The 14,615-nt window shown below is 52.3% G+C and carries 10 protein-coding genes; 5 read left to right on the top strand and 5 right to left on the bottom strand.

The genetic code is table 11. The annotated features are described in order from the left end of the window. The first annotated feature begins 330 nt into the window (after positions 1–330). The 4 genes from JT719_RS04275 (at position 331) to JT719_RS04260 (ending at position 7,477) form a co-directional block, all read left to right on the top strand. Positions 331–1,395 (top strand): LysM peptidoglycan-binding domain-containing protein, encoded by a 1,065-nt coding sequence (locus JT719_RS04275; RefSeq protein ID WP_242693071.1) that lies wholly within the window; start codon positions 331–333, stop codon positions 1,393–1,395. Positions 1,396–1,528: 133 nt separating this feature from the next. After that, positions 1,529–2,308 (top strand): TIGR02757 family protein, encoded by a 780-nt coding sequence (locus JT719_RS04270; protein WP_207431258.1) that lies wholly within the window; start codon positions 1,529–1,531, stop codon positions 2,306–2,308. A 500-nt stretch (positions 2,309–2,808) separates the two neighbouring features. Beyond that, positions 2,809–5,217: an endonuclease MutS2 gene (locus JT719_RS04265; RefSeq protein WP_207431257.1), complete on the top strand. Its 2,409-nt coding sequence runs from the start codon at positions 2,809–2,811 to the stop codon at positions 5,215–5,217. 439 nt (positions 5,218–5,656) lie between these two features. Next, entirely contained in the window at positions 5,657–7,477 is a 1,821-nt protein-coding gene (locus JT719_RS04260) for a T9SS type A sorting domain-containing protein (protein WP_207431256.1), read from the top strand. An 80-nt stretch (positions 7,478–7,557) separates the two neighbouring features. Here the strand turns inward: JT719_RS04260 and JT719_RS04255 are convergent, their stop codons facing one another. The 3 genes from JT719_RS04255 to JT719_RS04245 form a co-directional block, all read right to left on the bottom strand. Continuing rightward, positions 7,558–8,088, bottom strand: a complete 531-nt coding sequence (locus JT719_RS04255; protein ID WP_207431255.1) for a hypothetical protein — start codon at positions 8,086–8,088, stop codon at positions 7,558–7,560. Between the two features lie 12 nt (positions 8,089–8,100). Then, positions 8,101–9,120 carry a UDP-N-acetylmuramate dehydrogenase gene (gene murB, locus JT719_RS04250; RefSeq protein ID WP_207431254.1) on the bottom strand — a complete coding sequence of 340 codons (1,020 nt, stop codon included), beginning with the start codon at positions 9,118–9,120 and terminating at the stop codon, positions 8,101–8,103. A gap of 145 nt (positions 9,121–9,265) precedes the next feature. Beyond that, positions 9,266–10,561 (bottom strand): sugar MFS transporter, encoded by a 1,296-nt coding sequence (locus tag JT719_RS04245; protein ID WP_341350741.1) that lies wholly within the window; start codon positions 10,559–10,561, stop codon positions 9,266–9,268. A gap of 228 nt (positions 10,562–10,789) precedes the next feature. Between JT719_RS04245 and JT719_RS04240 the strand changes: the two genes are divergently transcribed. Further along, entirely contained in the window at positions 10,790–11,962 is a 1,173-nt protein-coding gene (locus JT719_RS04240; RefSeq protein ID WP_207431253.1) for a THUMP domain-containing class I SAM-dependent RNA methyltransferase, read from the top strand. A gap of 189 nt (positions 11,963–12,151) precedes the next feature. Here the strand turns inward: JT719_RS04240 and JT719_RS04235 are convergent, their stop codons facing one another. Further along, the gene (locus JT719_RS04235; protein ID WP_207431252.1) at positions 12,152–13,396 is read right to left on the bottom strand and encodes a serpin family protein; all 1,245 of its coding nucleotides are present in this window, start codon (positions 13,394–13,396) and stop codon (positions 12,152–12,154) included. 165 nt (positions 13,397–13,561) lie between these two features. After that, entirely contained in the window at positions 13,562–14,368 is an 807-nt protein-coding gene (locus JT719_RS04230; protein WP_207431251.1) for a DUF4349 domain-containing protein, read from the bottom strand. Positions 14,369–14,615 lie beyond the last annotated feature (247 nt).

Genomic DNA, 14,615 nt, shown 5'->3' with positions numbered 1-14,615 from the left:
TAAGAAGCGAGCCTGTAGTTGGCTTCTTTTCCTGACCAGCACAAAAGAAAACCAACAGACTGCTCGTTCTGTTTCTGACCTGTTTGTGGCGTTTATCCCATAAACAGCGCAGGGTTATTAAGAAGGAAAACGGAAGATTTATGAATTTTTTGGTAACTTTCACCCTTGCTAGGAAACAGAACAATTTAAGTACCTTTCAAGTGAAGCAGGTGTAAGTGGGGGAGTTTTCCTTTGTAATTAGAGTGATTGCCACGTCAGGTTTCTGTAACGGCCTGATTTGGAGTAGCATGATCCCCCAGATCTGTGTAATTGAAAAATGAAGTAGAGTCCATGTTAAAGAAGTTTGTGTTTGTTCTGGGATGTCTCATGGTTTCGTACGGCGCCGCCTCCGCGGATACCTTGTTTGCCCGCGATTCCACCGGAGTGAAAACCCAGAACGGGAAAACCTATATTACCCACAAAGTAACTCCCGGAGAAACCTTTTACGCGTTGTCCCGCAAATATGGGGTGGCGGTAAACAAGATCATAGAAGCCAACAAAGCCGGCAACAAAGCCCTGGTAGTAGGTCAGACAGTATTGATTCCTATCAATACTCCGGCGGGCAGCACCCGTACTGCAACAGCCAAGGCAACACCTGCTGCGCCGGCAGAAACTCCTGCTTCAACCTCCACTGCTACAACAGCAAGCCTTCCCACTGAAGGAAGTGCCAAAGGAAACAAGGTGCATAAAGTTCAGCCCGGCCAAACGCTGTTCTCCATTGCGCGGCAGAATAAGGTAAGCGTGGATGACCTCAAGAAATGGAATAAGCTTTCTACCAATACCGTAGTGGTTGGCCAGAACCTGGTATTAGGCCCAGTGGCGAAAACCCCGACCCAGGCCACAGCCTCTACCAAAGCGCCTGCCTCCTCAGAGCCAGAAGAAGTAGTTTCCGCGCCAAAGCAATCGTCGGCTCCGGCCACGGCAGCTACGCCAGCTTCTACTACTGAAACCCCTGCCAAAGAGTCTTCCACTAAGAAATCAACTGCGGTAGCGGCGAAGACCGAAACCCCGGTTAAAGCTGAGGCAACCACAAAAGCCGCCGATGCCGAGGACGAGAAAGAGACCGGCAAAACCACCGAGTACGTCTCCCGGGTGAACGAGAGCGGCATGGCCGAGCAGATTGATACCCGTACCGATGCCAACAAGTTTTTGGCGCTGCATAAATCAGCGCCGGTGGGCACTATCATGGCGGTGAAAAACCCCATGAACGACCAGATTGTGTACGTGCGCGTGATCGGGAAACTGCCTTCTACCGGTGACAATGACAAACTGGTGGTGAAACTCTCTAAAAAGGCCTGCCAGCAAATTGGCGCTTCTGACAAGCGTTTCAGAGTTGAGGTTTCTTACATGCCTTAAGCGTTATTGAAGTATTTTCCTCAAAGGAGGCAAAAAACGGAAACCAAGCTGGTGCCGTTTTTTGCCTCCTTTGCCTTTCTATTATGGGGAAGCCGTATAAAAGCTGAACCTATAGCTTTGCCGATCACACCTGATGTCCTACACTACCGCACAACTGGAAGCCCTGCTGGAAGACCGCTACCACCGCTACAACACGCCAGACTTTATTCCTCATGATCCAGTGTCTATTCCGCACCTGTTCATCCAGAAACAGGATATTGAGATCTCGGGGTTTTTTGCCTCCATTCTAGCCTGGGGCCAACGCAAGACCATCATCAACAAGTGTAAGGAGCTGATGCAGCGCATGGACAATGCCCCGTTCCAGTTCATTACCCAGCACCAGGACGAGGACCTGAAACAGCTTCTCGGGTTCAAGCACCGCACTTTCAACGATACTGATCTGCTTTATCTGGTGCATTTCTTCCGGTGGTTCTACGAGCAGCACGAGAGCCTGGAAGAAGCATTTCTGGGTTACCCGGCGACTCCTTTATCAGAGCAGAAGTCCCGGCTGTCTTTTTTCTACAACCTGGTGTTTTCTCTGCCCGAGGCACCGCACCGCACCCGCAAGCACATTTCCACGCCAGCCAAAAAATCGGCCTGTAAACGCATCAACATGTATCTGCGCTGGATGGTGAGGAAAGACGAGCAGGGAGTAGATTTCGGGATCTGGAACCGCATGTCACCCGCCGATCTGGTTTGCCCCTGCGATGTGCACGTGCAACGCGTGGCCCGCAAACTAGGTCTCATTGAACGAGCGCAGTCAGACTGGGCCATGGCCGAAGAACTGACTCACAACCTGAAGCAGTTTGACCCGGCTGATCCGGTGAAGTATGACTATGCGCTGTTCGGGCTTGGAATTGAAGAGAAGTTCTGAGAGTAGTTCTGGTATCTATTCCCCTTGTGTAGCCTTCAGCATGTATTAAGACTTCCTTTTCTTTACACTCGTTAACTTGCTCTCCGTTTTGTCATCTTGGAAAGATCTTGTGGGCGAACTAGAAAGGCCTTGAGAAACTTCACTACCGTTTTCTCACAAGATCCTTTCAGGATGACAGAGTAGAGGAAGGTGTTCCCACTAACAAGCTCATCATCATTGAAAGCATTGTAGATACACATGTTAAAACTTGAATATGCCTCTCGCCCTTCTCGCCCTTGTTGGTGTTCTCACCAACAAGCTCTATAACTAGAAACAGCAGTAGGGTCTTGAAGCCTACAGCTTAAAATATATGTTAAGTATTAACGCCTAAGAGAAATCTTAAGTGCAAAAGGAACATAGATTAGCTACGTGATGTTCTATAATCCTGACCAATCCCGTATTTAAGCTACTTTTGCAGAATCGGGGTAGAAACAGAAAATAAAACTAGAAAAAACAAAGACTTGATATACCCATCAAATTTTGAGCAGAAAATCGGGTTCAGCCAGATCAGAGAAATGCTGGCCGAAGCCTGTTTAAGTCCCCTGGGGCGGAAGTTCGTGGAGCGCGTGTCGTTCCTGGACCGCTTTGACCTGGTGCAGCGGCTGTTGCAGCAAACGCATGAGTTTGCCAACATCCTGCGCGCCGGCGAAGACTTCCCGTCGCAGTACTACTTTGACGTAACCGAGCACCTGAACCGCGCCGCTCTGGAAGGTGCCTTCCTGGAGGTGCGGGGCGTGTACGAGATTAAAATGTCTTTGCGGGCCATCCGCCAGGCGCTGGGCTTTTTTGTGGAGGCCGATGAGGACCAATACCTGGCCCTAAAAGCCCTGACCCAGGATGTAACCGTAGACCGCCAATTGGTGACCGCTTTGGAGAAACTGGTAGACGACAGCGGCAACGTGAAAGACGATGCCTCGCCGGAATTGCAGCGCATCAAGCGTGACCTGATTGGGCAGCAAACGCAATTGCGGAAGCAGATCAGCAGCATCATGCGGCACGCCAAAAACGAAGGCTGGACGCCAGCTGATGCCGAGCCTACCATCCGGGGCGGACGTCTGGTGATTCCGGTGATTGCCGAGTACAAGCGCCGCATCAAAGGTCTGATCCATGACGAATCGGCCACGGGGCAAACCGTGTACCTGGAGCCGGAAAGCGTCTTTGAGCTGAACAACGACATCAAAGACCTGGAGAACGCCTATCACCGCGAACTCATTCGCTTGTTGACGGCGGTTACGAACCAGGTGCGGCACCATTTACCGGCCTTGCGCAAAGCGTACCAGTTCCTGTCTTTGCTGGACTTCATCCGGGCCAAAGCCGTAGTGGCGAACAAGATTGGTGCGATTATGCCGGAACTGCACAAGCGTCCGGTCATGAAGTGGAAGAACGCCCGTCACCCCATCCTGCACCTGACCTTACAGGCACAGGGCAAAAAAGCCGTTCCGCTTTCGCTGGATCTGGACCAGGAGCAACGCATTCTGTTGATCTCGGGACCGAACGCCGGGGGTAAATCCGTGGCTATGAAAACGGCGGGTCTGTTGCAGTACATGCTGCAGTGCGGTCTTTTGATTCCCGTGGACGAAGGTTCTGAGGCCGGCTTGTTCGGGGATATTTTCCTAGACATGGGCGATGAGCAGTCCATTGAGAACGACCTGAGTACCTACAGCTCCCACCTGCAGAACATGAAGCAGTTTGTGCTGTTCGCGGATAAGAAGTCTCTGGTGCTGATTGACGAGTTTGGTACCGGTACCGAGCCGGTGCTGGGCGGAGCCATCGCTGAATCTGTGTTGAGCCAATTGCACCAGCAAAAGGTGTTTGGGGTGATCACCACCCACTACACCAACCTGAAGAACTTCGCGGAGCGCACGCCGGGCATTGTGAACGGTGCCATGCGGTATAACCCCGCTGAGTTGCAGCCGTTGTATCAATTGGAGATCGGGAAGCCGGGTTCTTCCTTCGCGCTAGAGATCGCCCGTAAAATCGGGTTGCCGAAGAACATTATTGAGAAAGCCGGTACGCTGGTAGGGAAGGAGAAGATCCGCTACGACAAGCTGCTGGAGCAACTGGAGCAGGAGAAAACCGATTTCGAGAAGAAGAATGCGGCCGTTGCCAAGCACGAGCGCAAACTGCAGAAAGCGGTGGAAGAGTATACGGCCCTGAAAGACCACCTGGAGGAAACCAAGCAGGACATCATCCGGACGGCCAAAGGCCAGGCCAAACTGCTTTTGAAAGACGCGAACCAGCAGATTGAGCAGACCATTGAGCAGATCAGACGCAGCCAGGCCGAAAAGGAACAAACCAAAGCGGCCCGTCAGCAACTGGATGCCTTCAAGGAGAAAATCACACCGGAACCAAAACCGGTAGTGCGCCGCAACGGCTCGGTACCAACCGGACCTTTGCAACCGGGTGAGCGCGTAGCGTTGATCGGGCAAGACTCAGTGGGTGAACTGCTGGCCATCAAAGGCAAAACCGCGGAGGTGAGTTTCGGGGGCTTGAAGACCATTGTGAAGCTGGAGAAACTGGAACGCCCTGACCCCAACGTGGTGCGCGAGAAAGCCAAGAAGGAGAAAGAACTGGCTACTGCCACGGCTCCTTCCAGAGGCTTGGACGTGACCCAACGCATGGCCGACTTCCAGCATACCCTGGACGTGCGCGGGAAGTACGCCGAAGAAGCGCTCACCACCGTGATGAACTTCATGGACGATGCCATCATGCTAGGCATTCCGGAGGTGAAAATCATCCACGGTCGCGGGAATGGTATCCTGAAGCAGATTATCCGGGACTACGTGCGTACCTTGCGCGAAGTAGCCAGCGTGAGCGATGAACACGTAGAGCGAGGCGGCGATGGAGTATCCATCATCGTACTGAAATAAAGTACGTTTTGGGCCACCTTTCAAGATAACAGGCCTGAAATGATAAGAAACAGAAAGGGAGTCAGCATAAGCTGGGCTCCCTTTCTGTTTTTCAGATGTAGCCACTACTTGGGCATAATCCTAGCAATCTTTGCCATCTGTGCCGTTGTTAGTGTTCCGTGCCATTGTGCCATTGTTGGTGTTATCACCAACAATACTTTCCAGGCTCATTTCTAAAAATTCCCCTTAAACTGAGCTGATTAGTAGTTGTTGGTGATAACACCAACAACGGCGAACACCAACAACAGCGAAAATCGCTAAACAACACCGGCGAACCGGAGAGGTGGCAAATATATAAAATACCTCCCCTTGAAAGGTTGTATGTCATTGACATGCAACCTTTTTGATTATATAGGGATCTTTGAATTTATAGACTAATTTAAATCAAAGATTCAATCGTATGAAGGCATCTGTTTACGTTCTGTTCCTGATCTGCTTGTTTTACCTGCTGCCCAAGGAGGCTTTCTCGCAGGTCTCCGCGCACGTGCTCTGGATGCAAACGGCAAGCGGAACCGCCGGTGCCACCCCTCGCCACAGCGCCGCTTCGGCACTGGCCAAAGATCCTGAGGGGAACGTGTACATGGCGGGTACTTTCCAGGGGAACGCGCAGTTGGGAACCACTTCTATTCAGAGCCAGGGAGCCCAAGGCGCCTTTATCTCCAAGTATACGCCCAACGGAAGCTTAGAGTGGGTAAAAACCATCACCGGAGCCGGCCTGGTGGAAGATATAGACCTGGCGGTTAATGCCTCGGCTATTTACGTTTCGGGGCTGTTTCGCGGAGAACTGAACGTAAACCCGAATGGATCTACAGGGGAGATCAATGGCCCCGATGTTAATGGCCAGTCCGGGTATTTCCCCAATGGCTTCGTGGCGAAGTACGCCCTGGAAACAGGGGAGTTCAGGTGGGTGAAACTAATCTCAGGAGATCAGACGGGAAATGGGGTGTACAATGTTAGGATGGCTACGTCGCACGGAGAGTTGTTTGTATCCGGCGCTTTTCTGGGCGAACTGAATTTCAATGCCGGGGGAGCGGCGCTGCTGAAAACCAGCATGGGCTCTGCCGATGGTTTCCTGATGAAGTTGAATGAGCAGGACGGCTCTACCACCTGGTGGCGTGGGGTAGGAGGGGTGAACGGCGAGGCCATCAGTGCGATTGCCGCTAACGACGATGGCTTGTTTGTGGGCGGCGTATTCTCCGGAGAAGCGGATTTCAATTTAAACGGCACCAGACCCGAGGTGATTTCCAGCCAGGGTGGTAGCCGCAATGTCTTTTGGGCGCGCTACCATCCGGGTACCGGCGAACTGGACTGGTTGGAGCAAACCCGCGGCACTTTCTCCTTCTCCTGGGTGAACGCCCTTGCCTTGGATGACACCGGAATCTATATGACAGGCTGGTTCTCCACCAATACAGCCGCTGAGTTCACCATCCAGTTTCCGTCTACCCAGAACGGTATGTGGGAGCTGGGCTGCAAAGGCGAAAACGATGCGTTTTTGGCCAAAGTTGACAAAAACACTGGTAAAACAATATGGCTCCATGGCGTGGGAGGTGCCGGCAAAGATTACCTCACGGACCTGGCGGTGGACCGATTTGGCTTATATGTCACGGGGTATTTTGACGCCACCACCGATGTGAACCTATACGCTTCCCATAACGGTGTGCCTGGCCATAGTCCATCACCGGTTATCAAGACCAATGCCGGGCAGAGAGACCTGTTTCTGCTCAAATACGGACCTGGCAGCGGTGGTTTTGTCTGGACCAGAGCCATCGGGAACGCTCAGGACCAGGTAGGAACCGCCATTCTCACCGATGCTTTCAAGGTTTACCTGGCCGGCGGCTTTCAGGGGACCTTGAACTTCAACTCTGAGGGAATGATGCCGGTGACCAGATCGGCCCAAGGGCAGAACATGGATGCGTTCCTGGTGAAGTACGAGAACACCCTTTCCAGTTCTGAGGAAGACCGGGATTGGAACCGAAAAGTACTGGCCTTTCCTAATCCTGCCGCGGAGACCCTGACCCTAGAGCTGGCCCCGGAGGTGAAAGAGAAAAGGTACGCTCTGAAATTGGTCAATAGTTTGGGGCAAACCGTGCAGGAACAACAGGTAGAGTTCGCTTCAAGTAGGAGAATGGTTGTATCATTGGCTAATCTTCCCGCCGGTAATTATACGCTGGTACTCCAGAACAACACTACGCAGCAAACCCACCGAATTGTAAAGCTGTGAGATGAGCAAGCGGCAGATTTAGGCCTGTTTTGCGAAAATTATGCTTAAAACGGAAAGGCCGGGATTGCTTCCGGCCTACTTTATTTCTGTAGTAGTTTTAGTAACATCCTGCCTCGGGCGTTGATGGCTTTGCCGCCTTTGGCCATGTGCTGATGCACCAGTTCCTCTACCTCGTTTTGAAGCCAGGTGTGCTGCAGCGCGATATCGGTCAAAGACTGCAAACAGAAAGCTTTCACAAACTGATGGTCCAGGTGCTGCAACCAGTACTGCAGGAGGTCAATCACTGGTGGCACTTCCTCTTCGGTCCAGGAAAGCAGTCCCAGCAGCGGTGGAATGTAAAAGTTAAACGCAGGGTCCAGCTCAGGTTTAGCCAACTCCCGGAGGATTTCCTCTTTATACGGAGTAAACCACTGCGGCTGCTTTTTAGCGATGGACTCTACGGCGTGTGCCGCTCTGCCTCTGAGGATTTTATCTGAATGGTACAACGCGGGCCAAAGCTCGGCCAAGGCATCCTCGCCCTGCTCAAGCACGTGCTGGGCCACGTCATCAGCGAAGCCTTTCCCTTTGGGTTTCCCTTCGGATAGGAGTACCATCAGCTCAGCAGAAGTCATCTGACGGGAGGCTTAGATGATGTTTACCTCCGGGGTGAGCCTAATCCCGAATTTCTCTTCCACTGATTGGATGATCTCGTAGGCCAGTGCCTTTACCTCGTTGCCGGTGGCGCCGCCGTAGTTCACCAGCACCAGCGCCTGATCTTTGTGCACGCCGTGTTTGCCCAGCACCTTGCCTTTCCAGCCGCACTGCTCTATGAGCCAACCCGCCGGAACCTTGACGGTCTCGGGGCTCACCGGGTAACCGGGGATGCCGGGATACTGCGCTTTCAGGATCTCAAACTGGGCCAGCGGAATCTCAGGGTTCTTGAAGAAGGAACCGGCGTTGCCAATCTTAGCCGGATCGGGGAGTTTGCTTCTCCGGATGTGGCACACCGCCTCGCTGATCGCTTTCAGGCTTAATTCCTTTACCTGCTGCTGAGCCAAGGTGTCCTGGATGGCGCCGTAGGAAGTGTTGAACGTGTGTTCTTTGGTTAGCCGCAGCGTCACCGAAGTCACGATGTATTTGCCTTTCGCTTCGCGTTTGAAAACACTCTCGCGGTAACCAAAGCCGCACTGCTCCCGGTTGAAGGACACTAACTCGCCGGTGGCAATCTCCAGGGCTTCCAAAGAATGGAACGTGTCTTTCAACTCCACGCCGTACGCTCCAATGTTCTGCAAAGGCGCCGCACCCACGGTGCCCGGAATAAGGGAAAGGTTCTCAATACCGCCCAGATCATGTTCCAGGGTGTACAACACCAATTCATGCCACGTCTCACCACTGCCCGAAGTCACCAACACATGTTTCCCATCGGTTTCCTCCGTCTGTGAAATACCTTTGATGCGGTTCAGTAACACGGCAGCCTGTACATCCTGGGTGAGCAGCACGTTGCTACCACCTCCCAGAATTAACAAGGGCAAGGCTTTCACTTCGGGGTTCTGTAGCAACTCGCGCAGCTCTTCCACCGAGGTGAACTCGGCCAGAAGGGTGGCTTTCGCGTCAATGCCGAAGGTATTGTAAGGAAAGAGGGAGGCGTTTCTCTGAATGGTCATGTACGGTACGTGGTATGCAGGGCAAAAGTACGCAACTATCCAAAATATTCCGTTACAGGGATCGTAAACAAAAAAGCCACCCCGGGGAGAGATGGCTTTTCTGTTATGAGGCCGATTTCAGGAAAACAGCTCTAAACGGAATAACTTATCTGGTTCTGATTTTGTACCCCACCGCGGCGAAATACAGGATAAACAGGTAGCAAGGCACCATCATCCAGTAGGCTTGCTGGGCGTTCACCAAATCCACCAGGTAGCCGTACAGCAGCGGGAGCAAGGCGCCCCCGGCGATGCCCATGATCAGCAGCGAGGAGCCCATTTTGGTGAATCGGCCCAGATCAGCAATAGCCAGCGGGAAGATAGCAGGCCACATCAGCGAGTTAGCCAGACCCAACAAAGAGATACTCAGCACAGACACGTAACCATCCGTGAAAATGGCCGCTAATGTGAAAATCACGCCCAAAAAGGCGCAGATCTGCAGGGCTTTCTGTTGGCTCAGGTATTTAGGGATGGCAATAATCCCGATCACGTATCCGGCAATCATAGCCCACAACGTGAAGGTGGTGAAACGAGGCGCTTCATCCAGCGGAATTCCTTGAGTGGAGGCGTAGCTCACCACGGTATCACCGGCCATTACTTCCACGCCCACGTACAGGAAAAGACTGATCACACCAATCACCAGATGTGGGAACTGGAATACGCTGGTTTTACCAGTATTGGCAGCAGCTACAGCTTCGTCTTCCTGCTCTGTATCCACTTCGGGCAGACCGGAGAAGAAGGTGAAGATGGCCAACGCGATCAAAACGGCCATGATCACCAGGTAAGGAGTGATCACGCGCGAGGCCAAAGCATCCAGTTCAGCGGCTTTCTGGGCGGCATCCATGTTGGCCAGGCTAGCTACCAATTGATCGGCTCCGGCCAAAACTATGCTACCCAACACGAAGGGAGCAGCGGAACCCGCAATTTTGTTGCAGATACCCATGATACTGATGCGTTTGGCGGCGCTTTCGGGCGGACCAATGATGGAGATGTACGGGTTTACCGCCGCCTGCAGTACCGTTAAACCGGTTCCCTGCACAAACAATCCTAACAAAAACAAGGCGTAGGTACGGGTTATGGCGGCCGGTATAAACACCAAAGCCCCCACTGCAATGATCACCAAACCCGCCGACATGCCTTTTTTATACCCTGTCTGTTTCAGGAGCCAACCCGCCGGAATACCCATCACCAGATAGGCAATGTAGAAAGCGAACGCAACCAGGTAAGACTCAAAGTTGTTGAGCTCACAGGCAATTTTCAGGTAAGGGATAAGGACGGAATTGAGCCAGGTCACAAACCCGAACACAAAGAACAAGGCCCCAATAATGGCCATGGACTTGGCATAATTGGTAGGCGGTGCTTGGGTGGCCTGCCCAGAGGGAGAAGAAGACATTACTTTAGACATATTTTATAGGTAGGGTTTCGCTAGAATACCAATATTATGAAATATCTTTTTCCCGCAAACCATTCGGCCCTAAGATTTCTGTTTTTTGCTTTCAATTGCGATCTCAAGCCAGAAAACAGCAGGGTTAATCCTAAAAGAAGAAACCTGAGACTCAAGGCATGCCTTTATCGGTGCTTTTTTACGAAATTGCGCTCCAAATAAAATCATCCTATTTAACGCTCCACCTCTATGGCCAAAACCAAAGCAACCGGCAATTTCAATATGACTGCAACCACCCTGGCGGGGTTGGAGGAAGTTCTGGCCCAGGAGCTTCGGGAATTAGGGGCGCTTTACGTGAAACCGGGCGTGCGGGCTGTGACCTTCAGCGGAAACCAGTACCTGATGTACCAGGCCAATATCTGCTGCCGCACCGCTATCCGCATCCTTAAGCCGTTTGCTCAGTTCAAGGCCCGCGATGAAAAAGAGCTGTATCTGAAAGTGCGCGAGATTGACTGGGACCTGTACATGAGCCTGAACGATACCTTCGCCATCAACGCGGTGGTTTCGCGGTCCACGTTTGAGCACTCCCTGTATGTATCGCAGTTGACCAAAGACGCCATTGTAGACCAGTTCCGGGAGAAGACCGGCCGGCGTCCCAATATTGACGTGACCACGCCCGATGTCCGTCTGAACCTGCACATGCACGAAAACATCGTAACCCTGGCCCTGGACTCCTCCGGCGATTCGCTGCATCGTCGTGGCTACCGGCAGCAGACCAACGTGGCTCCGCTGAACGAGGTACTGGCCGCTGGCATTCTGCTCCTGAGCGGCTGGGACAAGAAAACCCCGCTGTATGACCCCATGTGCGGCTCCGGCACGTTCCTCACCGAGGCGGCCATGCTGGCCCACAACATAGCCCCGGGCGTGTACCGCAAAGATTACGGGTTCATGCGTTGGCCCGACTATGATGCCGCCCTGTACCGGCGTGTGTACCAGGATACCGTGGCCAAAGAAGACCTGGAAAACGAGGTGGAGATCTACGGCTCAGACATTGACCCCGATTTTGTGGAAGCCACCTTCCAGAACCTGGAGTACGCCGAGCTGGATGAGTTTGTGCGCGTAAAGGAACTGGATTTTAAAGACGCCATGAAACCCACCGACAAAGGTTTGCTGATCATGAACCCTCCCTACGGAGAGCGTATCGGGGATGAGCGCGAGATCAACGGCCTTTACAAAACCATCGGAGATACGCTCAAAGCCAATTTCCAGGACTGGGATGCCTGCATCTTTACCGGAAATCTGGAGGCCGCCAAGTACATCGGCCTGAAACCTTCACGCCGTATCCCGCTCTACAACGGCCCAATTGAGTGCCGCCTGTTCAAATACGAACTGTACCGGGGCAGCCGGAAAGTGAGTGAGTGAGTGAGTGAGTGAGTGAGTGAGTGAGTGAGTGAGTGAGTGAGTGAGTGAGTGAGTGAGTGAGTGAGTGAGTGAGTGAGTGCCGGATTTCCTGATAGGTGTTCCAAAAAATAAACCCGTTTTAGTGCCCTTTTTGAGTAAATGGCCCTAAAACGGGTTTTCTGTTTCCGGTTGGTTGAAGGTTGGTTTGAGTTACTCAGGCCGCATCAGCTTGCCGATGAACAGGATGGCGTTGGTAGATTTCTCCCTGATCAGGAAAACAAAGGGTTTGTCCACCGTAATGGATGGCGGCAGAGACGTGACCACAATACCCACCGAGGTAGCCGCGGCGGCTTCGGTGCCTTCTTCGTTCACCTCTACAAATGTTTTGTGGTTTACCTCTGAAATGCTCAATCCACCGCCAGGAATCATACGGCTAAAATCGGCCTGGTCAGTGAAGGCCACGCCCATGCCCAGGTTTTTCAGGGCGGTTTTCAGGTTCTCAGAGTACTTCAACTCAAGTTTAAATTTAGGCATGTACAGTTCCAGCGACGATGAATCGGCTTCAGAGAGCCACTTGTTCAGGTTGTTCACCGACAATTCTGGTAAAATATCCTGCACGGTGTGGTTCTGGCCCGGCACAACCAGCGTCATGCTGTACTGCTTGTTGCCGTAAGGCAGGTCAATGACCTGTTTGGTGGCGTCGCGGTAGGTGAGGTAACGGCCTTTCTTCAGGTTCATAAACGGGTGCGATATCGTGCTGCCGTCTTCCAGCTTAAAGGGCCGGGGTTGGGTCAGGTTCTTATCAAATTGGTAGGTCCAGGTGCCTTTAAAGTAGATGGCGTTGATCAGGAACATCAGGTGGTCGGGCCGCACCTGGTCCACAATGGTTTTGATCTTGCCCTTGGTTTTCTCGGTCACCCAATTGTTGATTTCCTCCTTGGCTCCGGAAGACGAAAAATCCAGCTCCTTCACGGTGGCCTGAAAGTAGTTCTGGTTGGTACTCACAAATGGGGCCAGTACTTGGAAATCATTGTTCAGCCACAGAGAATTAGCCGAGGTAAACTGCACGGTTTTGTCAATGCCAACCAGTAATTCAGCCAGGCTTTTGAACGATTGGTTTATTTCTTCGTCAGACGCATTACCAAAGCCCAGCGTTTGTTTCATGGCGTCTTTGGTGCCGTTGGCGGCTCCGTTGTAGGTCATGGTCAGGGCCATGCTCAAGCTCAGCGGCGAGATGAACACGTTCTTGTTTCCCTCCAGGTTGCTGATCTGAGCAAAAGACCGGAACGCAAAGTCGTTTGTGCCCGACACGGTTTTTACTTCCTGCGGTGTCAGGGGCCTAAGATTGGGCAGGTTGGCTTCGGGGGCCGGATCATCCTGCTGACAGGCAGCCGTAAGTACCAGCAGGGAACCGGCAATGCTCAGAAACGTCGATTTCAGAAATGCTACTTTCATGGCGGGGTGGCGAAATTTGAGGTGATAATAACTATGGCGTGTATAAGTTTATGACCCCTTTAAGGCCGCGTTGGTTGCATGATTTCTGAGTTTAATTACTAGAAAAAGCAAGGGCACCAAAACCGTATGTTTTGGTGCCCTTTTCTGAAAATCTGCCCTGAAACATCAAGCCAAACTCCGTTTGCGCAGGTAAATCAAGATACCGGCACCCACCAGCCACAGCGGCCACAGGTAAAAACACCCGATCAGGAGCGAAAGCAACAACTCCCAGCCGGTACTTACCGCCTCCAGGACTCTGGTAAAGAAACCTGGCTCTTCTGGTACAGTGACCGGTACCACCTGGTACATAGACAACCGGATGGTGCTGAGGGCAGTTTGGTTCTGCAGGTAGGTAAGCCGCGCCTCCGCGCTTTCAATTTCCTCCCTGATGGTTCTTAGTTGGTTTTCTACCTCCAGGATCTGCTGAATGTCTTTGGCTTCTTTCAGCAAACCCATGAAACGTTGCTCCACCGCCAGCTTGGCTTTCTTGCGGGCTTCCAGGTCTACGAATTCCATAGACACGTCGTCGGTGGTGATGGTGCGCACGTCCAGCTGCATACTTTCTTTCTGAATCTGCTGCAGCAAGGGCAGGAACTTCTCGGGCTGTACCCTGATCACGAAATCGGCGGTTCTGGTATCGTCGGTCTGGTGCTGGTTTGAATTGGCCAAAATGGCTCCCGAGTGTTCCACCAGCGTTTCTACCCGTTGGGTGCTGGCTGTCAGGTTTTCAACCTTAAATTTGACCTCCGCCTGCCGGATGACGTGGGTGGGTTTGCCCTCTGCTTTTTGCTCTTTGGCAACGTTGGTCTCAGCAGAATCTACAGAAGCGGCTGCTTCATTGACTGACATTTCCTGCTGGCCTTGGCAGCCGGAAAAGAACAGGAGAGAGGCACCGAACAGCAGGGGAAAGGAGTGCCGGAAGATGGTTTTCATAGGCTGGATTTTCTTCTTAATCCGCTCACCATCAAAAAGGTAACCCAAATACGGAGCACAATAAAAGTTGCTGGAAAGCCGTTTCAGACCCGTTTGTTGGACCACTTCCGGCAGAACCACAAGCGTCGTAGATATTTCATTTTCAGGCATTTCTCTGGAAAATAGGCTAAAATCAGAGCGCCGGAGAAAATGCGACAAAAAGCAGCCTAAAAATAGAAAGGGAGCCAGATTCTGGCTCCCTTTCTAT

The organism is Sabulibacter ruber, from assembly GCF_017355955.1.
Taxonomy (GTDB): Bacteria; Bacteroidota; Bacteroidia; order Cytophagales; family Hymenobacteraceae; genus Nibribacter; species Nibribacter ruber_A.
This window is presented reverse-complemented; position numbering and strand designations above follow the sequence as displayed.